A 21,598-nucleotide genomic window follows, 5' to 3' on the forward strand; every position below is an offset into this window, starting at 1 on the left:
GTGACCGACCACCAAACCGAGCTTGGTCGGGTCTGGGACGAAGTGGTGCTGGAGTTGTCCTCGGGCACGCTGTCGCCGCAACAACGCGCTTGGATGCGCGTGACCCGCCCGATCGGCCTGCTGGATGGTACGGCACTGCTGGCCGCTCCCAGTGATTTCGCGAAGGAAGCGATCGAGCGCGCGCTGCGGGACCCGATCACCGACGCGCTGTCCCGCCGCTTGGGCCGGGAAGTGTCGCTCGCGGTCAAGGTGGACACCGCGGTGCCCGCGCCGACCCGTCCGCTCGCCGCGCCCGAGGCCCGGCCGGAACCGCCGGCCCGCGCCGGGGGCGAACCGGCCGAGCGGCCCACGACGTTCGGGATCGCCTACGACTCCTCCCCGTACATCGCGGCCGGACCCTCGAACTACTCGGCACCGCCGCGGCGGCCGGAGGCCTTCGGCAGCACCGCGCACGGCGGTTCGATCAGCGGTTCGCTGCCGAACGAGCAGGTCGGCTCGCCGTACACCCACCAGCCGCGGGAGGCGCAGCACTCCCCGGACTCCCGGGTCGCGCCGGAGACCTCCTACTCCCCGGCCGCGCCGTACGCGCCGGAAGCGCAGTACGGCTCCGAGCAGAAGTACTCCGCCGAGGGCGGCTACGCCGACTACCAGCCGGAACCGGACCGCGCGCCCGAGCAGCAGTGGCCGGCGGCACCGGAAGCGCCGGTGGAGCAGGACCACGAGGCCGACGCCGAGGACGAGTCCGCCGACCAGGAGGACTCCACCCCGACCGAGGCGAACGTGTGGCCGACCTTCGGCCGCGGCCAGCACACCGAGCAGCACCAGCCGGGCCAGCCGTTCACCGCGCCGAAGCACGCGCCGCCGACCTCGCAGACCAGGCTGAACGCGAAGTACACCTTCGACACCTTCGTGATCGGCGCCTCCAACCGGTTCGCGCACGCGGCCGCGGTGGCGGCGGCGGAGGCACCGGCGCGCGCGTACAACCCGCTGTTCATCTGGGGCGAGTCCGGACTGGGCAAGACGCACCTGCTGCACGCGGTGGGGCACTACACGCAGCGGTTGTTCCCGGGGATGCGGGTGCGCTACGTGTCCACCGAGGAGTTCACGAACGACTTCATCAACTCGCTGCGCGACGACCGGCAGGTGGCGTTCCAGCGCCGCTACCGCGACGTGGACGTGCTGCTGGTCGACGACATCCAGTTCCTGGAGGGCAAGGAAGGTACTCAGGAGGAGTTCTTCCACACCTTCAACACGCTGCACAATTCGAACAAGCAGATCGTGGTGTCCTCGGACCGCCCGCCGAAGGGGCTGCGCACGCTGGAGGACCGGCTGCGCACCCGGTTCGAGTGGGGCTTGATCACGGACATCCAGCCGCCGGAGCTGGAGACGCGCATCGCGATCCTCCGGAAGAAGGCGGCGCAGGACCGGATGGCGGCGCCCGCCGAGGTGCTGGAGTTCATCGCCGCCCGCATCGAGCGGAACATCCGGGAGCTGGAGGGCGCGCTGATCCGGGTGACGGCGTTCGCGTCGTTGAACCGGCAGCCGGTGGACGTGCAGCTGGCGGAGATCGTGCTGCGCGATCTGATCCCCGATTCGGCGACGCCCGAGATCACCGCGCCGACGATCATGGGCGTCACCGCCGAGTACTTCGCGGTGACGATCGACGACCTGTGCGGGCCGGGGAAGACGAAGGCGCTGGCGCAGGCGCGGCAGATCGCGATGTACCTGTGCCGGGAGCTGACCGACTCGTCGCTGCCGAAGATCGGGCAGAGCTTCGGCGGCCGGGACCACACGACGGTCATGCACGCGGACAAGAAGATCCGCAAGGAGATGGCGGAGCGGCGCCGGGTGTACGACCAGGTGCAGGAGCTCACGTCCCGGATCAAACAGCAGTCGCGCGGCTGAGCCCCTTCCTCCTGGCGTTCACGCAGGTCAGCGCGCCGCGCTGATCGACTCCGATGCACTGCGTCCTGCTGGTGAGGCGTACGCTCCAATCGTATTAGCGAGTGGCCGGTAATCACTGGCCACGATGCCGCCGAGGTGCCCGACGCGGCGCCGCGGGAACCGGCGGGCGCGGCCCGTGCCGGATAGCTCTGACCTGCGTGTGCGGCAGCGACCTGCGGCCGTGCACGAGCGTGGAGCGCGACGAGGCGGGACAGCGCCGGCGGGCCGGCGGATCTTCCACAGCACGGCACGAGGGGCGGCGCGGCGGGTCGCACGGCTGCGGACGCGGAAGCCTCCGGATACCGGCGTCCCCGGAACTCGGGACCCGAGCGCGGGGCCCGAGCGCGGGGCCCGAGCGCGGGGCCCGGAGCACGGACAGCTGCGAAGCCGGACGCGCCGCCCCGAGGTCGGCGTTCGTCCGACCCGCCCGGCGCGCCCCCTCCGACGGTTCTGATCGCCTCGCGGATCCGCGGCGGCCGGGCCCCGACCTCCCGGCCGGACGCGCGGAACCTTTCTGCTCCACCCCGGGGACGCGACCCGGGCGCCGCGCCAGAAAGATCCCGCGAGATCTCCGCGGGCCGACCGTCCGGCGCCAACGCGGAGTCGGCTCCGGCCCGCAGGCGCCGCGATCGCTCGCCGCGCCGCAACGCCACCCCACCAGAGCCGCACCGCCACCGGACGAAGCCCCACCGGCACACCGCAACCCCGTCCCCAGCGGCGCTGTCGCCGCGAGCCCCGGCCGGCCGGACCACCGCGAGACGCCCGCCGAACCTTTCTGCCGCACCGGTCGGCTCCCAGCACCCACCGCTCGCAGAAAGATCCGCGCCCGGAACCGGACCTGTCGCGCCCCCGGAGGCCGCCGGCGGCCGTGCACACCCTGTGGAGAACTCGGATTCCGAGCGTTCTGCGCACAACCGGTCGCTCAGCGCACGGATTTCGCCGCTCCGCCGCCCCCTCGCCCCCCGTGCCGGCCACCGGAGCGCTTCGAACCGGTGGATCGGGGTGTGGATCGCGCGAACTTTTCTGCGCGGGTGCAGTGGTCTTGCCCTCATCCCCCAGCAGAAAACCCGCCGCGAGGCCGACCTGTCCACAGTTCCGCCATCCCCAGGCCTGAGCTGGAGTTTTCCCCAATCCGTGCACAGGCTGTGCACAACCATCCCCGACCTGCCCACAGGCCATACCCCGGTTGGACACAGGAAACCCACAGATCTGCCCACACCCCGATCGGTGGAGGCCCGAAAAGGGGGCCCTCATCCGCAGGGGCTGGGTACAACTGGGGGTTCAGCTGTGGATGGCGGTGTGGACAACATGGCCTCGATGTGGACAACTTCGGGTCGGTCAGAAGTTGTCCACGACTCGTTCAGACCATCCACCGGTTACCCCCAGTCCCCATCCACAGCTGTCCAGGTGTCGTGAGCAGCCAAAACGGGGGTTATCCCCACAACCCACAACCCTTACTACTACTGCTCTCTTTCTTTTCTTTTGAATGAAGAAAAAAAGAAGAGAGAGGGGCGGTGGACAAGTGGACAACCGAGCCGAGGCCGGCCGGAACGAGCGCTTCGAGAGCCCGGACCCGGATGCGGCGATCGCGACGAACGCTCTACGGTGGAACTCCCGCGACGGCCGATCCGGAGCCGCGAGCTCGTGGCCGTCTCGTGGGACGGGTTCCGCTGCGCCCCGCGGCAGGTGCCGCCCTCCGGGCGCGCACCCCGGGCGACGCAACGGAACACCGGCCCCCGACAGCCCCGCACCGACAGCACTCCCGGAGCTGGCCGCCCCCACGGCGCCAGCAGCGTTCTCCCCGGCACCCGGCTTCGGCCGAAACCGAAAGGACATCGATGAAGATCCGCGTGGAACGTGACGGTCTTGCCGACGCCGTCGCCTGGGTCGCGCGCAGCCTGCCGTCGCGGCCGCCGGTTCCGGTGCTGGGCGGGGTGCTGCTGGACGCGAGCTCCGGCGAAGCGCTGACCATCTCCGGTTTCGACTACGAGGTCTCCGCCCAGGTCACCACCGAGGCGTCCATCGACTCCACCGGCAAGACCCTGGTCTCCGGGCGGTTGCTGGCCGACATCACCAAGTCGCTGCCGAACCGGCCGGTCGAGATCACCGTGGACGGCTCGCGGGTGACGATCACCTGTGGCAGCTCGCGGTTCAGCCTGCCGACCATGCCCGTCGAGGACTACCCGGAGCTGCCCTCGATGCCGGAGCGCGCGGGTGCGGTCCCCGGCGACCTGTTCTCCGCCGCCGTCGCCCAGGTCGCGGTCGCCGCCGGCCGGGACGACACGCTGCCGATGCTCACCGGCGTCCGCATGGAGATCAACGCGGACCGGCTGACGATGGTCGCCACCGACCGGTTCCGGCTCGCGATGCGCGAGTTCACCTGGGAACCGGACGAGTCGATCGCCGACACCGCGATCCTCGTGCCGGCCAAGACGCTCGCCGAGTCCGCGAAGACCCTCGGCGGCTCCGGCACCAAGGTGGAGATCTCGCTGGCGTCCGGCGACGGCCTGCTCGGCCTGTCCGGCTCGACCCGGCGGAACACCACCCGGCTGCTGGACGCGGAGTTCCCGAAGTACCGCCAGCTGCTGCCGTCCGAGACCGCGGCCACCGCGATCATCGACGTGGCCCCGCTGGTCGAGGCGATCAAGCGCGTGTCGCTGGTCGCCGAGCGCGGCACCCAGGTGCGGCTGGAGTTCTCCGACTCCGGGCTGCGGCTCACCGCGGGCGGCGACGACGAGGGCAGCGCCGAAGAGGAGCTCCCCGTCGAGCTCACCGGCGAGGGCCTGACCATCGCGTTCAACCCGACGTACCTGCTCGACGGCCTGGGCGCGCTCAAGACCGACCGCGCCCAGATGCTGTTCACCACATCCAACCGCCCCGCGCTGCTGAAGCCGGTCGGGGAGGATGGTGAGGTGGTCGAGGGCTACCTCTACCTGCTGATGCCGGTGCGCCTGCCGGGCTGAGGTGGTCCCGGCGCCCGCCGCGATCCGCCCGGGCGCCGATCACGTGCGGCACCGGGTCGCGTCCGAACGGCCGGCCCGGGCAACAACCAGTCTCGAAGGGGAAGATCCGGTGCAACTGGGACTTGTGGGTCTCGGCCGAATGGGTTTCAACATGCGCGAGCGGCTGCGGGCCGCCGGGCACGAGGTCATCGGCTACGACCGGAACCAAGAGGTCAGCGACGTCGCTTCGATCGCCGACCTGGCGGGCGGGCTCACCGGCCCGCGGATCGTGTGGATCATGGTTCCGCACGGCGAGCCCACGAAGCAGACCATCGAGGCGCTCGCCGAGGTGCTCTCCGCGGGTGATCTGGTCATCGAGGGCGGGAACTCCAAGTTCACCGAGGACCAGGCGAACGCGGCGCTGCTCGCCGAGCACGGCGTGAAGTACGTCGACGTCGGCGTGTCCGGCGGCGTGTGGGGCGCCACCAACGGCTACGGCCTGATGGCGGGCGGCGACACCGCCGACATCGAGCGGGCCATGCCGATCTTCGACGCGCTGCGGCCGGAAGGTCCCCGCGAGGAGGGCTTCGCGCACGCCGGGCCGGTCGGTGCCGGGCACTACGCGAAGATGGTGCACAACGGCATCGAGTACGGCCTGATGCAGGCTTACGCCGAGGGCTTCGAACTGCTCGCCGCCTCCGACGTGGTGACCGACGTGCCCGCGACGATCAAGGCGTGGAGCCGGGGCACCGTGGTGCGCTCCTGGTTGCTGGACCTGCTGGTGCGCGCGATGGACGACGACCCGGAGCTGCAGAAGCTGCGCGGTTACGTCTCCGACTCCGGCGAGGGCCGCTGGACGGTGGAGGAGTCGGTGCGCCACGCGGTGCCGACCCCGGTGATGACCGCCGCGCTCTACGCCCGGTTCGCCTCCCGCCAGGACGACTCGCCCGCGATGAAGGCGGTCGCCGCGCTGCGCAACCAGTTCGGCGGGCACGCGGTGGAGACCAACGAGGGCTGAGCCGGGTCGCCGTGTCGACAAGGTGACATGTCGGTGAGGTGACTCCGCGCGGGTCACCTCACCACGTGCCCGGCCGCGCGGGTGCCGTCCGCGCGACCAGATCCCGTGGAGCGCTGTGTACGTCCGACATCTGCAAGTGACCGACTTCCGCTCGTGGCCGCAGGCCGATCTGGCCTTCGAGCCGGGGGCGAGCGTGCTGGTCGGGTCCAACGGCCAGGGCAAGACGAACCTGGTCGAGGCACTGGGGTACGTCGCCACGCTCGGCTCGCACCGGGTGTCCAGCGATGCGCCGCTGGTGCGCTACGGCGCGCAGCGCGCGTTCGTGCGCGCGGCGGTGGTCAACGGCGGCCGGGAGCTGCTGGTCGACCTGGAGATCACGCCGGGCAAGGCGAACCGGGCGCGGATCAACCGCGGCGCCCCGGGCAAGCCGCGCGACGTGCTGGGCATCCTGCGCACCGTGCTGTTCGCGCCGGAGGACTTGGCGGTCGTGCGCGGGGACCCGGGGGAGCGGCGGCGGTTCCTGGACGAGCTGCTGGTGTCGCGGTCGCCGCGGTACGCGGGGGTGCGCGCGGACTACGAGCGGGTGCTGCGCCAGCGCAGCGCGCTGCTGAAGTCGGCGGGCGCGGCGCGCCGGGGCGGTCCGGCGCCGGACCTGCGGACCCTGGAGGTCTGGGACGGGCACCTCGCGGCGCACGGCGCCGACCTGCTGGCGGCCCGGCTGGACCTGGTGGCGGACATCGCACCGCACGTGACCAGCGCTTATGCCAGCGTGGCGGAGACCGGGACGGACAGCGCGCCGTCCGGGCGGGTCGCGGACGTGCGCTACCGCAGCAGCCTCGGCGACTCGTTGCCCGCCGGGTACGGGGTGCCGCAGGGCGTGCGCGCCGACCGGGCCGAGCTGGAGTCGGCGCTGCTCGCGGAGCTGGAACGGGTGCGCGGCCAGGAGCTGGAGCGCGGGGTGTCGCTGGTCGGGCCGCATCGCGACGACCTGGAGCTGGTGCTCGGCGAGCTGCCCGCGAAGGGCTATGCGAGCCACGGCGAATCGTGGTCGTTCGTGCTGGCGTTGCGGCTGGCTTCGTACCACCTGCTCACCGAGGATGGCGCGGAGCCGGTGCTGATCCTGGACGACGTGTTCGCCGAGCTGGACCGGCGGCGCCGCTCGCGGCTGGCCGAGCTGGTCGGCGGTGCCGAGCAGGTGCTGGTCACCGCGGCGGTGGGGGAGGACGTGCCCGAGGAGTTGAAGGGCACCCGCTTCGACGTCCGCGACGGGGAGGTGCGCCGTGTCGGGTGAGCTGCCGGGCGCCGCCGGTGAGCGCGGCACACGCAGGGTGAACGTCATCCCCCGGAGTTACCCACAACTGGGGATAAGGCTGTGGATGGTGTGGATAACTCGATGACATCGGGCGAGCGCGCGGAGCGATCGGACACCGCCGAGGCCGGCTCGGCGGAGCTTCCCGCGGCCGGTTCCGACGGCGCTGAGCTGCACGGATCGGATCTGGCGCGGGCCGCGCTGCAGGCGGCGAAGGAGAAGTCGAAGTCGCAGCGCCGCACCCGGCGCAGCGTGCTGGGCTCCGGTGGTTCCCGCCGGCGCCGCCGCTGGTCGGGGCCGGGCGCGGACGAACGGGACCCGCAGCCGCTGGGGCGGTTGGCCTCCCGGCTGGCCACCGAGCACGGCTGGAACGACCGGCTCTCCGGCGGCCAAGTGTTCGCGCGGTGGAACGGCCTGGTCGGCGGGGACATCGCGGAGCACACGAAGCCGGTCGCGCTCTCCGACGGGGAGCTGACGGTGCAGGCCGAGTCGACGGCGTGGGCCACCCAGCTGCGCCTGCTGCAGCGGCAGATCCTGCAGCGCATCGCCGACGGCGTGGGCAAGGGCGTGGTCCGCAAGATCAAGGTGCAGGGGCCTGCGGCGCCGAGCTGGCGGCACGGGCCCCGGCACGTCCCCGGCCGCGGGCCGCGGGACACCTACGGCTGAGCCCCGACGAGCCCGCGCAGGAGCCGCGCGGACGCGCTCGCGGGTCTCGGATGGTGTCCCGATCCGAGTTCTCGGCTCTGTGAGGAATTCAGGGGTGTCCTTGCCGCACTCCTGTCGGGGACACCCAGTAGAATCGTCCGGGTGGGTGCGGCGTCCTGCGCCGCCGGACGCCCGGTCCGCACGTCCGCACCGCGCTTCGACCGCCGGTCGCGGCCGTGCCCAGGACCGGACGACGAGCCGCGCCCGCCGTGGTGGGCGCCCGTGCGCGGTCGCCGCAGGGCGGTCGCCGACGCGGCCGGGCCACCCAGACACATTGCCGGTTCGAGGAGACACCGAGGCCCGTGGCATCGAAGAAGAACGAATACAGCGCGTCGTCCATCACCGTGCTTGAGGGCTTGGAAGCCGTCCGCAAGCGTCCCGGCATGTACATCGGTTCCACCGGTGAGCGCGGCCTGCACCACCTCGTGTGGGAGGTGGTGGACAACTCCGTCGACGAGGCGATGGCCGGTTACGCGACGACCGTCGAGGTGACCCTGCTGGCCGACGGCGGCGTCCGCGTCACCGACGACGGCCGCGGCATCCCGGTGGACATGCACCCGGTGGAGAAGAAGCCGACCTTGGAGGTCGTGCTCACGGTGCTGCACGCGGGCGGCAAGTTCGGCGGCGACTCGTACGCCGTCTCCGGTGGTCTGCACGGCGTCGGCGTGTCGGTGGTGAACGCCCTCTCGTCCGCGCTGGAAGCGGAGATCTACCGCGACGGCAGCGTGTGGCGCCAGCGCTACGAGGACTCCAAGCCGGTCAGCGACGTGAAGAGGGGCGAGGGCACCAAGCGCACCGGTACCTCGATCACCTTCTGGGCGGACCCGAACATCTTCGAGACCACCCGCTACAACGCGGAGACGGTGTCGCGGCGCCTGCAGGAGATGGCGTTCCTGAACAAGGGGCTGACCATCGTGCTGCGCGACGAGCGCATCGCCGAGGAGGACGAGTCCGGCGAGGACGCGGGCGGCCGGTCGGCGCGCGCCTCGGAGCGGACCTTCCACTACCCGGGCGGGCTGGAGGACTTCGTCAAGCACATTAACGCGACGAAGGAGCCGATCCACAAGAAGGCCGTCGCCTTCAGCGCCTCCGGCAGCGGCGTCGAGGTCGAGGTCGCGATGCAGTGGAACTCCGGCTACAACCAGTCGGTCTACACCTTCGCGAACACGATCAACACGCACGAGGGCGGCACCCACGAGGAGGGCTTCCGCTCGGCGCTGACCCGCGTGGTCAACGCCTACGCGAAGGAGAAGAAGCTCCTCAAGGAGAAGGACGGCAGCCTCACCGGCGACGACGTCCGCGAAGGACTCGCCGCGATCGTGTCGGTGAAGGTCCGGGAGCCGCAGTTCGAGGGCCAGACGAAGACGAAGCTGGGCAACACCGAGGTCAAGTCGTTCGTGCAGACGGCGTCCTTCGAATGGCTCAACGACTGGTTCGAGCGCAACCCCGCCGACGCCAAGACGATCATCAACAAGGCGGTCGGCTCGGCGCAGGCGCGGATGGCGGCCCGGCGGGCGAAGGAGCTGGTCCGGCGCAAGAGCGCGATGGACATCGGCGGCCTGCCCGGCAAGCTGAAGGACTGCCAGTCCAACCAGCCCGACGAGTGCGAGCTCTACATCGTGGAGGGCGACTCCGCGGGCGGTTCGGCGAAGGACGGCCGGGAGTCGCGCTTCCAGGCGATCCTGCCGATCCGGGGCAAGATCATCAACGTGGAGAAGGCGCGGATCGACAAGGTCCTCAAGAACAACGAGGTCCAGTCGATCATCACCGCGCTGGGCACCGGCATCCACGACGAGTTCGACCTCTCGAAGCTGCGGTACCACAAGATCGTGCTGATGGCCGACGCCGACGTCGACGGCCAGCACATCCGGACGCTGCTGCTGACCCTGCTGTTCCGGTTCATGCGCCCGCTGATCGAGAACGGGCACGTCTACCTGGCCCGCCCGCCGCTCTACAAGATCAAGTGGCCGCGCTCGGAGCCGGAGTTCGCCTACTCCGACCGCGAGCGCGACGGGCTGCTGGAGGCGGGTGCGGCGGCCGGCCGCAAGCTGCCGAAGGACGACGGCATCCAGCGCTACAAGGGTCTCGGCGAGATGAACCCGCAGGAGCTGTGGGAGACCACCATGGACCCGGACACCCGGCTGCTCATGCAGGTCTCGCTGGACGACGCCGCCACCGCCGACGAGCTGTTCAGCGTGCTCATGGGCGAGGACGTCGAGGCGCGCCGCTCGTTCATCGTGCGCAACGCCAAGGACGTCGGCTTCCTCGACGTCTGATCCCGGACCCGCCAGCACGGACGGGATCGACCGCCGTCGCCGGGCCACCGCGCCCGGCACGCCGCGACCCGGGCGAGCTCCCCGGACGCTCGCCCGCGTCGCGCCGGCGCAGGAACCCGCCCCACCCGCCTGAAAGGAACTTCCACCCGTGACGGAAATCCTGCCGCCGGAACACGGCCGCGTAGAACCGGTCGACATCCAGCAGGAGATGCAGAACTCCTACATCAACTACGCGATGAGCGTCATCGTCGCGCGCGCCCTGCCGGACGTGCGGGACGGCCTCAAGCCGGTGCACCGCCGCGTGCTGTACGCGATGTACGACTCCGGCTTCCGCCCGGACCGGGGGTACGTGAAGTGCTCCCGCGTCGTCGGCGAGGTGATGGGCAACTACCACCCGCACGGCGACTCGGCGATCTACGACACCCTGGTGCGCCTGGCGCAGCCGTGGGCGATGCGGCACCCGCTGATCGACGGGCAGGGCAACTTCGGTTCGCCGGGCAACGACCCGGCGGCCGCCATGCGGTACACCGAGTCGCGGTTGAAGCCGTTGGCGATGCACATGCTCGCCGACATCGAAGAGGACACCGTCGACTTCTCCGACAACTACGACGGTCGGACCCAGGAACCGGACGTCCTCCCGGCCCGCATCCCGAACCTGCTGGTCAACGGCGGTAGTGGCATCGCGGTCGGGATGGCGACGAACATCCCGCCGCACAACCTGCGGGAAGTCGCCGACGGCGTGGTCTACCTGCTGGAGAACCCCGAGGTCGACGACGAGACGCTCCTCGAAGAGCTGATCAGGCTGATCAAGGGGCCGGACTTCCCGACCAGGGCGCTGATCCTCGGCACCAACGCCATCGCGGACGCGTACCGCACCGGCCGCGGCTCCATCAAGATGCGCTCGGTCGTCTCCGTGGAGGAGGACGCGAAGGGCCGCACCTCGCTGATCGTCACCGAGCTGCCCTACCAGGTCAACCCGGACAACTTGATCGAGAACATCGCGGCCATGCACCGCGACGGCAAGCTCACCGGCATCTCGGACATCGCCGACGAGTCCAACAGCCGCCGCGGCATGCGCATCGTCATCACCTTGAAGCGGGACGCGATCCCGAAGGTGGTGCTGAACAACCTCTACAAGCACACCCAGCTGCAGACCACGTTCGGCGTGAACATGCTGGCGCTGGTCGAGGGCGTGCCGCGCACGCTGCGCCTCGACCAGGTGATCCGGTACTACGTCACGCACCAGATCGAGGTCATCGTCCGGCGCACCCGCTTCCGGCTGCGCAAGGCCGAGGAGCGCGCCCACGTGCTGCGCGGCCTGGTCAAGGCGCTGGACGCGCTGGACGCGGTGATCGCGCTGATCCGCCGGTCGCCGACCGTGGACGAGGCCCGCACCGGGCTGATCGGGCTGCTCGACGTCGACGAGGTGCAGGCCGACGCGATCCTGGAGATGCAACTGCGGCGGCTGTCCGCGCTGGAACGCCAGAAGATCATCGATCGGCTCGCCGAGCTGGAGCTGGAGATCGAGGACTACAAGGACATCCTCGAGAAGCCGGAGCGGCAGCGGCGGATCATCCGCGACGAGCTCATGGAGATCGTCGAGAAGTACGGCGAGGACCGCCGCACCAAGATCGTGCCCTACGAGGGCGAGGTCTCCATGGAGGACCTCATCGCCGACGAGGATGTCGTCGTCACGATCACCCGCACCGGCTACGCGAAGCGGACCCGCACCGACCTGTACCGCGCGCAGAAGCGCGGCGGCAAGGGCGTGCAGGGCGCGCAGCTCAAGCAGGACGACATCGTCTCGCACTTCTTCGTCTGCTCCACGCACGACTGGATGCTGTTCTTCACGAACAAGGGCCGGGTGTACCGGGCGAAGGCCTACGAGCTGCCCGAGGCGAACCGCACCGCCCGCGGCCAGCACGTGGCGAACCTGCTCGCGTTCCAGCCGGACGAGCACATCGCCCAGGTCATGCAGATCAAGGACTACACCGCCGCCCCGTACCTGGTGCTGGCCACCAAGGCGGGCCTGGTGAAGAAGTCCCGGCTCACCGACTTCGACTCGAACCGTTCGGGTGGACTCATCGGGGTGAACCTCAAGGACGAGGACGAGCTGGTCGGCGCGGTGCTGTGCTCCGAGGAGGACGACCTGCTGCTGGTCTCCGCCGAAGGGCAGTCGATCAGGTTCCACGCCACCGACGAAGCGCTGCGCCCCATGGGCCGCGCCACGTCAGGCGTGCTCGGCATGCGGTTCAACGCGGGCGACGAGCTGCTCGCGATGGGCGTCGTCCGGGCCGGCCGGTTCGTGCTGGTCGCCACCGACGGCGGTTACGCCAAGCGGACGGAGATCGACGACTACCCGGTCCAGGGCCGCGGCGGCAAGGGCGTGCTCACCGTTCAGTACGACCGCAAACGTGGGAGGCTTGTCGGGGCGCTCATCGTCGACCTGGACGATGAGCTCTACGCGATCACCTCCACCGGCGGTGTCATCCGGACCACCGCCAAGGAGGTTCGCAAGGCAGGCAGGCAGACGAAGGGGGTGCGTCTGATGAACCTGGGCGACGGGACTTCGGTGGTGGCCATCGCGCGCAGCGCCGACGAGGCCGCCGATCCGGACGCCGCCGGGCCTGAGCCGACGAAGTAGCGACCGCCGATGACGATCATGAAGGATCTCTCGTGACATCTTCCGAGAAGCCGGAGCGTCCGGACGGGCACCCGGGTGACCAGGATGCCGAACCGACCAACGGCCAGAACTCCCAGCACACCTCGGTGATGACCGGGCAGACCGCTGCGACCGGGGGCGACGACGACACGTCGGCCGCGTCCGACGGCAACGGCGAGGCGAGCTCGAAGCCGAACGGTTCGGAGACCTTCGAGGGCGCCGAGGCGCCGCCGCCGTGGCAGCGCACCGGTGCCGGGGCCGGCAGCGCCGACGGCGGTGCCGAAGCCCAGCCCGGTTTCGACACCGCGCAGACCCAGGGGATCCCGAAGCCCGGGCACGACCAGGAGACGGTCCGCACCGAGATCCCGAAGCAGGGAGCGGACGGCCGCACCGCGGTGAACTTCGGCGCGGCTGCTCGGCCGGGCGCGCAGTCCACCAGCGCCCGCCGGCCCAGCAGGGGACCGCGGCGGGCGAGCCTCCAGGTCAAGCGGCTCGACCCGTGGTCGGTGCTGAAGCTGGCCCTGGTGCTCAGCGTGGCGATGTTCTTCGTCTGGATGATCGCGGTCGCCGTGCTCTACGGGGTGCTCGACGGCATGGGCGTGTGGGACTCGCTGAACGGCACGTTCACCGAGCTCACCTCGCCGGAGGACGCCGCCAGCGAAGAGCTGATCAGCGCGGGCCGCGTGTTCGGCGTCGCCTCCATCATCGGGGCGATCAACATCGTGCTGTTCACGGCGCTGGCGACGGTGAGCGCGTTCATCTACAACGTGGCCGCCGACTTCGCCGGGGGCGTGGAAGTCACGCTGTCCGAGCGGGAGTGACCGGTCCGGGGTGGCGGTCGGGACCGGCCGCCACCCCGCCGGGACCCCCCTGCGTGGACTCGCACGGGCGTCGTGTAATCTTCGAGTCACACCAAGGGCCTATAGCTCAGGCGGTTAGAGCGCTTCGCTGATAACGAAGAGGTCGAAGGTTCAAGTCCTTCTAGGCCCACCCTTCCTGTTCAAGGATGTTCTCCCGATTGCCCGCGGTTCCGCGGGTGCCCCGTTCTAGGAGGCGACCGGAAATGAAGAAGCTTCTCGCACTCGCCGTCGTTGCCGGTGCCGTTCTGTTCGTCGTCCGCCGCAACCGCGCCGCCAAGGCCGAGGCCGACCTCTGGCGCGAGGCCACCGCCGGCGAGGTGTGAGCCGAACTCCGGCTCGCCCGGCCGCCGTGCGGTAGCCCGGCCGAACCCCCGCTGCGGAGTTCGGCCCGAGGGAGCCGGCGGCCAGGTGCCGAAGCGCCGAACGGGGACGTAGCTCAATTGGCAGAGCACCGCCTTTGCAAGGCGGGGGTTAGGGGTTCGATTCCCCTCGTCTCCACTCCGAGATCGGGAACGCCCCGCTTACGCGGGGCGTTTCGCATTGTCTCGCCGTCTTGTCCTTGGGGGAGCGACTCCCCCAAGCCCCCGGTGGTCGGCTTTCGACGGCTTCTGCCCTTGAGGAGCGTTCCTGGCCTGGTCGTCGACCAGCGGTTCGGTGCTCGAGCGAGCTCCCGCAACTTCCACCTCGTAAGACCAGGTCATGCACCTGGTCCCTTTTCATGACCCGGCCTGGGCACGCACGGCCGCCCGTGCGTTACGAGGTGGAACAGAACAGATGTCCCCGCCGGGCTGGCAGACCAACAGGATGGGGCTGTGCGCGGCAGCTGCGTCCGGGCACGTCCCCATCCTGTCGACCTCCACAACGGTCAAGAGCTGGTGCCAAGGGTACGAACTCGGCGGCGCGGTGACGCCAGATGCCGAACCCTTGACACCAGCTGGTCAGTCACTCTTGGTCAGCAGGACTTGATCCAAGAGCATTCCAAGCCCGAATCAGCGCCCGCGGCCGGAACGATCTTCCTGAGCACGGTGGCCGGGCGGCGCGATTGTTCGTCCGCGCCCGAGTGCTCGGCCAGCCGCACGGCGATCGCGTCTTGGAGATCGGTCGGCGCAGCGTCCCGGTAGTCGTTGAAGATCACCGAGAACACCAGCGGACGCCCGTTCGCGGCGGTGACGTAGCCGGAGAGCGCGGTCGCACCGGTGAGTGAGCCGGTCTTCGCGTGCACGTTGCCCGCGGCCGCCGTGTCACCCATCCGGTTGCGCAGCGTGCCGCCGACCAACTCGTCCGGTTCTCCCGCCACTGGCAGCGCTGCGTGGAAATCCGCGAACCACGGGCGTTGCCCTGCGTTGTCCAGCAACAACGTCAACTGCTCCGGCGAGACTTCGTCCATCGGCGAGAGCCCGGAGCCGTCGACGAGGTGCAGTGCCGCTGGATCCAACCCGAGCCCGGCGAGCCGCTCGGTGATCACCTCGATGCCCGCGGGCCACGAGCCCTCGCCGCGAGCTTGCCTGCCCATCGCCTTCGTCAGCACCTCGGCGTGACCGTTGTTGCTCAGCTTCAGGAACGGGGTGAGCAGCTCGCGCAGCGGCATCGACTCGTGTTCGGCGAGTACGTCCGCGTCCGCCGGAACCACGCCGGAACCGGTTTCGGCGACCTCGACGCCGTGCGCGCGGAGTGCGCGGGCGAACACGTCCCCTGCGTAGGCGGTGGGGTCGGGGACGGTGGTGAGTTCCTCCACCGGCTCGGAGCCCGCGGGCAACGAGCCCGACACGATGACCCGGTCGCTGCCCTGCTCGCGAGTCACCTGCAAGGTCGAAGGCGAATCGGGCTGCCCGGTCGTGGCCTGCACGTCGAGCCGCACGGCGTCGGTCGCGGGCTCCGTTTCGACTTGAACCGGGGCGCCCACCGGCGTCGGGGACACGCGCAGCTGGACGGTGCCGGCGTCGAAGTCCTCGTTCGGGGCGACCGTCAGCGCCGAGATCGGGGCCGCGTAGGGGTACGGCTCGTCGGCCGGGTCCCAGCCGGTGCCCAGCCGCACGTTGTCGAACCACGTGTCATCGGTCAGCAACCGGCCCTGCACGGTCCGCACGCCGGACGCCGCGACCTGTTCGGCCAGCCGGTCGTAATCGGCGGGCCGCATCGTCGGATCACCAGTGCCGCGCAGGTACAGGTCACCGCGCAGCACGGATCCGTCTCGCGGCGCGGCGGCCTGCACCTGGGTGTTGAACCGGTAGTCCGGGCCCAGTTCCTCCAGGGCCGCCGCCGAGGTGAGCAGCTTCGCGTTCGAGGCAGGTGTCACCGGCGCCTCGGCCTGCTTGTCGTAGAGCACCTCATCGGTCTCCGGATCCCGCACCACCACTCCCGCATGGGCATCGGTCAGGCGTGGATCGGCCAGGATCTTGTCCAGATCACCCCGTAGCGCATCGGCTTCGGCCGAAGCCGATGCGATCGGTGCGGAAGTCACCGGCCCGACGACGAAGCCGAGCAGTAACAGAACTAGAACGGACACCCATCGACGCCTCGCGCCTCCTTGCTCGTTGGGTTGGCGGGGTTGACGGCAGACGCCGGTCCGGACGGTGAGCAGGGTGCGCGGTTCTCGCGGGACTGCGTACCGGGTCCGGCCGGCGTGGGAGCTTGTGGTCGTAGCTGCATGTGGCGGTACCGGCCCGTCGTCCCGGCGGCCACCGAGATGATGCGGTCCGAGGCCCTGTTCGAGTTCGTCACCGGCTTTCGGCCAGTTCCACGAGCTCACGCGGGCTGGTGGTGTCATCCAGGCCGGAGATTCGGTAGTCGGTGCGCTGGGGATCGCCGTGCGTCATGCGGACACCCCTCGCGGAGGCGGACCGCCGTCCTCATGGCGAGCCTTGTCGCGGTTGGCCGGGCCACGTGCGCAGGGCCCACCGCGAGTGCATCGCTGCGGTGGGATTTCCACGGATCCCTCTCATGCCAGTGCGCCTCGACGACAGCGAACTGGCCGATATTCCGCCGACATCGACCAGACGGCGTTCGCCTCAGCTCTGCAAGTCGTGCGTCGCCGATCCTGGCATGGCGATCCCCCCATATCTCAGCGAACACCACGACCAAAGGGAGAACTCGCATTAACGCCCTCCGGCGTCACCGAACGATCACGACAGCATGATCAATACCGAGCGCAGCCCCCACTCGGAGGGAGGAATGAATCGGGTTCTGCCTGTGGGTCTCGACTTTCCCGAGCGTCGTTTTTCTGAAGGGGTGACTCCCCGCAGATCCGCAACGGGGCGAGGTCGTGTTTTCCTCGGCAGGCGCTGGTGTTGACCGAGCGGTTCGGTCCATGGGGCCAGGCAGTGGGTTTTCGGTGAGTGGAAGGGGTGGCGTTGTGGCGGGTGAGCCGGCGGGCACGATGCGTCGGCAGCAGGTGTGAGGTCGATTACCTGATCAACCGTCGAAGGGGGCCTGGCGTGGCTACCGGAACCGGCGCCGGACGTGTCGCTCACGCCGGGTGGGTGGTACCGCTGTGCTGGAGCGCGGTGCTGCTCGACGGGTTCGACCTGGTGGTGCTGGGCAGCGTGCTGCCGGTGCTGCTCGACCAGGGGCAGTGGGGGCTCACCCCGGCGACGGCCTCGCTCGCGTCCACCGCCGGGCTGCTCGGGATGGCGATCGGGGCGCTGGGCTTCGGCACCGTCACCGACGTGATCGGCCGCCGCACCGCGCTGATGGTGTCCGTCGCCGGCTTCTCGCTGCTCACCGCGCTGTGCGCGGTGGCGCCCTCGTTGCTGGTGTTCGGGGTGCTGCGGTTCCTCGCCGGGCTCGGTCTCGGCGGCTGCGTGCCGACCGCGATCGCGCTGGTCACCGAGCACGCGCGGCCCGGCCGCAACGGTGCCGCCAGCACCACGATCATGACCGGGTACCACGTGGGCGCGATCCTCACCGCCGTGCTCGGCATCCTGGTGCTGCCCGCGCTGGGCTGGCGGTCGATGTTCCTGTTCGGCGCGGCGCCCGCGCTGGTGCTGGTCCCGCTGATGGTGCGGTACCTGCCCGAGTCGGAGTCGTTCCGGCGTTCGGCGACGGCGGGAGCCGGGGTGCGCGGTGGGCTGGACACCGTCGCGGGCCTGTTCCGCGGCGGGTTCGCGCGCAGCACGCTGGCGTTCTGGGCGGCCTCGTTCATGGGCCTGCTGCTGGTGTACGGCCTCAACACCTGGCTGCCGGAGATCATGCGGGTGGCCGGTTATCCGCTGGGGGCGGCGCTGGGACTGCTGCTCGCGCTGAACCTGGGCGCGGTGTTCGGGCTCGTCGTCGCCGGGTTCGTGGCGGACCGGGCCGGGATCAGGACGGTGACGATCGGCTGGTTCCTCGCGGCCGCGGTGTTCCTCGCCGCGCTCAGCATCCGGTTGCCGGAGGCCGGTGTGTACGCGGCGGTCTTCGTCGCGGGCAGCTTCGTGTTCAGCGCGCAGGTGCTGGTGTACGCGTTCATCGGCCGCGCCTACCCGGCGGAGACCAGGGCCACCGGGCTCGGCTGGTCCGCGGGTGTGGGGCGCATCGGCGCGATTTGCGGGCCGCTGCTCGGTGGGGCGCTGCTCACCGCGGGTATCGCGTACCCGTGGGGCTTCTACGCGTACGCGGCCGTCGGGGTGCTGGGAGCGCTCGGCATCGCCCTGGTGCGGGCGCCGGGACGCGGGTGAGCGGTGGCGCCGCTCCCGCACGGCGCCACCGGTGCTGCTCAGCCCTGCTCGGCGGCCTTCTTGATGCCGTCCACGGTCTGGCGCAGCGCGTCCTTCAGCTGCGCGGTGCGGGTCTCGACGAACTGGGCGCCGCCGTCCTCCTGCTGGGAGAGGAACTCCTGGATCGGCGCGGTCAGCGCCTGCAACACGTACCGCTGGGTGAGCCGGGAACCCGAGCCCTCCGGCTCGATCTCGAAGGACCACACGGAGTTGTCGGGCCGCTCCGAACCGGACAGCACGCCGAACGCGAAGCGGCGGTCTTGCTCGGCGACGAGCACCTCGCACTCGCTGGACCAGGTGCGTTCGCCGTTGTCGTTGTCCCCGCGGAACCGGGAGCCGACCGCACCGGGCGTGCCGGACAGCCATTCACCGCCGGTGCTCTCCGGGCTCCACTCGCCGTACCGGGTGATGTCGCTGATCAGCGGGTAGATCCGTTCCGGCGGTGCGGCGACGGAGGTCGAGTGCTGCAGGTCCAACCGGGGGGTGTCGTCATGAGTCACTAGATCGACAGTACCCCGTACGGGTGGTGCGTGGAGCCGTGAACGCGGCGGCGCCCCGGAGGGCACCGCCGCGTCGGCACGTGCTCAGCGGTCCGCGTCGGGACGCGCGTCGGGGTTGCGGGAGAGCCCGTCCTCGTGGGTCGGGAAGTCCTCGGCCTCGGCGATCGGCAGCTCCTCCGGGCGGCGCGACAGCGCCACCACGGCCACCCCGCCCAGCGCGGCCAGCACCAGCAGCACCCACGGCCACTTGCGGCGCGACTTCGGTGCCGGGTCGATGCGGGCCGCGAGCTCCTTGCGCGCCTGGTCGGCGTTCTTCGCGAGCTCCTTGCGGGCTTGCTCGGCGTTCTTCGCCAGCCGCTTGCGCGACTTCGCGGTCTTCTTGTCCCAATCCTTGCGGGTCTTCTCCCACTGCTTGCGGGCCTTGCGGCCGCGCTCGGCGAGGTCATCGCGGGAGAGCCCGGTGGCCTTCTGGGCGAGCAGCTCCGGCAGGTGCTCCGGGGCCAGGCCCCGCTCGGTCAGCTCCTGTTCCGCGCGGGCGATCGCCTGCTTGGTCGCCGTGCGACCGTACTTGCCCGCTCGGACGGCACCTTCGCGCGCGGTGCGCACCCCCGTGCCGACCGCCCTGCCCACGTTCTCACCAGTTCGGGCCATCGCCTCCACCTCGTCCATCGTGTGCCTCCTTGGCCGGCGTTCACCGGTCGTCCTGCCGTGCCGAACCGTATCCGGCACGCGACGATCACCACCAATACTGCACCCAGGCACGTGGTTCCCGCTTTCCGATGGCAGGATGGGTGCGTGGCTGAAGACAACGGATCGCTCGTCGGGAAGACCGTGACCGCGACCCTGCACACCTCGCAGGGCGACATCCGGATCAACCTCTTCCCGAACCAGGCGCCGAAAACGGTGGGCAACTTCGTGGGGCTCGCCGAAGGGACCAAGGAGTACACGAGCCCGAACGCCCGCGGTGAGCGTTCCGGCCCGTTCTACGACGGCGTGATCTTCCACCGGGTCATCGACGGCTTCATGATCCAGACCGGGGACCCGACCGGCACCGGCCGTGGCGGCCCCGGGTACGAGTTCGTCGACGAGTTCCACCCGGAGCTGCAGTTCGACAAGCCGTACGTGCTGGGCATGGCCAACCCGGGCCGGCCGAACATGAACGGTTCGCAGTTCTTCATCACGGTCGCGCGCACGCCGCACCTGAACTACAAGCACACCATCTTCGGCGAGGTCGCCGACCAGGAGTCCCGCGAGGTCGTGGACGCCATCGCGCACACCGCGACCGGCGCGCAGGACCGCCCGCTCACCGACATCGTCATCGAGAAGGTCTCCGTGGAGCTCGGCGAGTGACATGAGCGTTCCACCCGGTCAACCGGCCGGTCCGGAGGAAGCGGCGCCCCTGCCCGGGTGCGCCCGCCACCCGGACCGGCCGACCGGGCTGCGCTGCACGCGCTGCGAGCGCCCGGCCTGCCCGGACTGCCTCCGCGAGGCCTCCGTCGGCTACCACTGCGTGGACTGCCTGGCGCAGAGCTCCCGCGGCGGCCGGGAGGCCATGACCGTCGCCGGGGCGCGGATCAACGCGAAGCCCGTCGTGGTGCCGGTGCTGATCGTGCTGAACGTGCTGGCGTTCGCCGCGATGGCGTTCCAGGCGGGCAGCATCCAGAACAACGCGGCCTCCGAGGTCTTCTACCAGTTCTCGCTGTGGCCGGTGGGCGTCGCGGGCGGGCAGTGGATCCGCCTGCTGAGCTCCGGTTTCCTGCACATCGGTCCGATCCACCTGCTGATGAACATGGTGGCGTTGTGGATCATCGGGCGGGACCTGGAGACGGTGCTCGGGCGGTTGCGCTTCACCGCCGTCTACTTCCTGTCGCTGCTCGGCGGCAGCGCGCTGGTGTTCCTGCTCGGCGCCGCGGACCAGCCGGTCGCCGGTGCGTCCGGTGCGGTCTACGGGCTGATGGGCGGAATCGCGATCGCGGCGCTGCGGCTGAAGGTGAGCCTGCGGCCGGTGCTCATCGTGATCGCCCTGAACATCGTGCTGAGCATCTCCATCCCGGGCATCTCGCTGCTCGGGCACCTCGGCGGGCTGGCGCTGGGCGCGGCCGCGACGGCGGCGCTGGTGTACGCGCCGCGGGAGCGCCGGGTGCCGGTGCAGGCCGCGGCGCTCGGCGGACTGCTGCTCCTGCTGGTCGTCGTGGTGGTGACGCGGGACCTGTCGATGGGCCCGATCCACTGCATCGCCGACCGCTGCTTCGGCGGCTGAACGTCAGCCGCGCAGCACGTCCAGGGCGTCGGCCACGTCCTGCGGGTCCTCGCCGAGATCCAGCTTCCCGAGGACGACGAGCTCACCGGACTCGGTGTCCAGTTCCAGCGTCGACGTGCTCAGCCCGAAGCGCTGCCGCGACCGCACCTCGACCCGCACCTGCGCCCACGGGTGGTGCCGGGTCCCGGTGAAGCCGCGCAGCGCGATCCCGGACGGGTCGGCGCGCAACCGGGGGCGCAGCAGGCTGCCGGAGCCCGCGGCGACGGCCAGCACGACGACGAGCAGCCCGACGAACAACCGGTCGGACGGCGTCTCGGCGAGCCACCACCACACGGCGCTGCAGGCGGCCAGCGCCCAACCGCAGGTGACCAGGCCCAGGGGAGCGGACCACTCGCGCACGGTGTTCACATCCACCTCGCCAGTGTCCC

The 21,598-nt window shown here is 70.5% G+C and carries 15 protein-coding genes, 2 tRNA genes and 1 pseudogene; 14 read left to right on the forward strand and 4 right to left on the reverse strand.

Annotated elements, in window-relative coordinates:
• From dnaA to H1226_RS00055, 11 genes and pseudogenes are all read left to right on the forward strand, one after another.
• Entirely contained in the window at window positions 1–1,905 is a 1,905-nt protein-coding gene (dnaA, locus tag H1226_RS00005; protein ID WP_258344594.1) for a chromosomal replication initiator protein DnaA, read from the forward strand.
• 1,877 nt (window positions 1,906–3,782) lie between these two features.
• The gene (dnaN, locus tag H1226_RS00010; RefSeq protein WP_224957022.1) at window positions 3,783–4,907 is read left to right on the forward strand and encodes a DNA polymerase III subunit beta; all 1,125 of its coding nucleotides are present in this window, start codon (window positions 3,783–3,785) and stop codon (window positions 4,905–4,907) included.
• A gap of 43 nt (window positions 4,908–4,950) precedes the next feature.
• A complete protein-coding gene (gene gnd / locus H1226_RS00015; RefSeq protein WP_373690096.1) occupies window positions 4,951–5,904 on the forward strand; it encodes a phosphogluconate dehydrogenase (NAD(+)-dependent, decarboxylating) in 954 nt (317 codons plus the stop codon).
• 115 nt (window positions 5,905–6,019) lie between these two features.
• Window positions 6,020–7,195 carry a DNA replication/repair protein RecF gene (gene recF, locus H1226_RS00020; RefSeq protein WP_258344620.1) on the forward strand — a complete coding sequence of 392 codons (1,176 nt, stop codon included), beginning with the start codon at window positions 6,020–6,022 and terminating at the stop codon, window positions 7,193–7,195.
• A 102-nt stretch (window positions 7,196–7,297) separates the two neighbouring features.
• Entirely contained in the window at window positions 7,298–7,879 is a 582-nt protein-coding gene (locus H1226_RS00025) for a DUF721 domain-containing protein (RefSeq protein WP_258344622.1), read from the forward strand.
• 341 nt (window positions 7,880–8,220) lie between these two features.
• On the forward strand, window positions 8,221–10,194 hold the full coding sequence (gene gyrB / locus H1226_RS00030) for a DNA topoisomerase (ATP-hydrolyzing) subunit B (RefSeq protein ID WP_258344624.1): 1,974 nt from the start codon (window positions 8,221–8,223) through the stop codon (window positions 10,192–10,194).
• A gap of 148 nt (window positions 10,195–10,342) precedes the next feature.
• Window positions 10,343–12,838, forward strand: a complete 2,496-nt coding sequence (gene gyrA / locus H1226_RS00035) for a DNA gyrase subunit A (RefSeq protein ID WP_258344626.1) — start codon at window positions 10,343–10,345, stop codon at window positions 12,836–12,838.
• 32 nt (window positions 12,839–12,870) lie between these two features.
• Window positions 12,871–13,677 carry a DUF3566 domain-containing protein gene (locus tag H1226_RS00040; protein ID WP_309148768.1) on the forward strand — a complete coding sequence of 269 codons (807 nt, stop codon included), beginning with the start codon at window positions 12,871–12,873 and terminating at the stop codon, window positions 13,675–13,677.
• Window positions 13,678–13,772: 95 nt separating this feature from the next.
• Window positions 13,773–13,846, forward strand: a tRNA-Ile gene (locus H1226_RS00045).
• 73 nt (window positions 13,847–13,919) lie between these two features.
• Window positions 13,920–14,027, forward strand: a pseudogene (locus H1226_RS00050) (DLW-39 family protein); the annotation flags it as partial.
• Window positions 14,028–14,141: 114 nt separating this feature from the next.
• A tRNA-Ala gene (locus H1226_RS00055) sits at window positions 14,142–14,214 on the forward strand.
• Window positions 14,215–14,668: 454 nt separating this feature from the next.
• On the opposite strand, the gene dacB is transcribed toward H1226_RS00055, so the two are convergent.
• Entirely contained in the window at window positions 14,669–16,465 is a 1,797-nt protein-coding gene (gene dacB / locus H1226_RS00060) for a D-alanyl-D-alanine carboxypeptidase/D-alanyl-D-alanine endopeptidase (protein ID WP_258344641.1), read from the reverse strand.
• A gap of 685 nt (window positions 16,466–17,150) precedes the next feature.
• Between dacB and H1226_RS00065 the strand changes: the two genes are divergently transcribed.
• Complete coding sequence (locus H1226_RS00065) at window positions 17,151–18,371, forward strand: MFS transporter (protein ID WP_224958839.1); 1,221 nt, start codon at window positions 17,151–17,153, stop codon at window positions 18,369–18,371.
• A gap of 38 nt (window positions 18,372–18,409) precedes the next feature.
• Here the strand turns inward: H1226_RS00065 and H1226_RS00070 are convergent, their stop codons facing one another.
• Both H1226_RS00070 and H1226_RS00075 read right to left on the reverse strand, forming a co-directional pair.
• Complete coding sequence (locus tag H1226_RS00070; RefSeq protein WP_258344653.1) at window positions 18,410–18,910, reverse strand: SRPBCC family protein; 501 nt, start codon at window positions 18,908–18,910, stop codon at window positions 18,410–18,412.
• 84 nt (window positions 18,911–18,994) lie between these two features.
• The gene (locus H1226_RS00075; RefSeq protein WP_224958836.1) at window positions 18,995–19,579 is read right to left on the reverse strand and encodes a hypothetical protein; all 585 of its coding nucleotides are present in this window, start codon (window positions 19,577–19,579) and stop codon (window positions 18,995–18,997) included.
• Between the two features lie 126 nt (window positions 19,580–19,705).
• Between H1226_RS00075 and H1226_RS00080 the strand changes: the two genes are divergently transcribed.
• Together H1226_RS00080 and H1226_RS00085 are read left to right on the forward strand one after the other, a co-directional pair.
• Window positions 19,706–20,260 (forward strand): peptidylprolyl isomerase, encoded by a 555-nt coding sequence (locus tag H1226_RS00080; RefSeq protein ID WP_224958834.1) that lies wholly within the window; start codon window positions 19,706–19,708, stop codon window positions 20,258–20,260.
• 1 nt (window position 20,261) lies between these two features.
• Window positions 20,262–21,170 (forward strand): rhomboid family intramembrane serine protease, encoded by a 909-nt coding sequence (locus H1226_RS00085; protein ID WP_258344664.1) that lies wholly within the window; start codon window positions 20,262–20,264, stop codon window positions 21,168–21,170.
• Window positions 21,171–21,173: 3 nt separating this feature from the next.
• Here the strand turns inward: H1226_RS00085 and H1226_RS00090 are convergent, their stop codons facing one another.
• Window positions 21,174–21,584 carry a PH domain-containing protein gene (locus H1226_RS00090; protein WP_258344665.1) on the reverse strand — a complete coding sequence of 137 codons (411 nt, stop codon included), beginning with the start codon at window positions 21,582–21,584 and terminating at the stop codon, window positions 21,174–21,176.
• Window positions 21,585–21,598 lie beyond the last annotated feature (14 nt).

Source organism: Saccharopolyspora gregorii (assembly GCF_024734405.1).
GTDB lineage: Bacteria > Actinomycetota > Actinomycetes > Mycobacteriales > Pseudonocardiaceae > Saccharopolyspora_C > Saccharopolyspora_C gregorii.

Bases quoted from the DNA above. Each gene is read 5' to 3' on its own strand.
- H1226_RS00075 (WP_224958836.1), bottom strand. From the start codon at position 19,579: ATGGACGAGGTGGAGGCGATGGCCCGAACTGGTGAGAACGTGGGCAGG.
- H1226_RS00025 (WP_258344622.1), top strand. From the start codon at position 7,298: ATGACATCGGGCGAGCGCGCGGAGCGATCGGACACCGCCGAGGCCGGC.
- H1226_RS00085 (WP_258344664.1), top strand. From the start codon at position 20,262: ATGAGCGTTCCACCCGGTCAACCGGCCGGTCCGGAGGAAGCGGCGCCC.
- dnaN (WP_224957022.1), top strand. From the start codon at position 3,783: ATGAAGATCCGCGTGGAACGTGACGGTCTTGCCGACGCCGTCGCCTGG.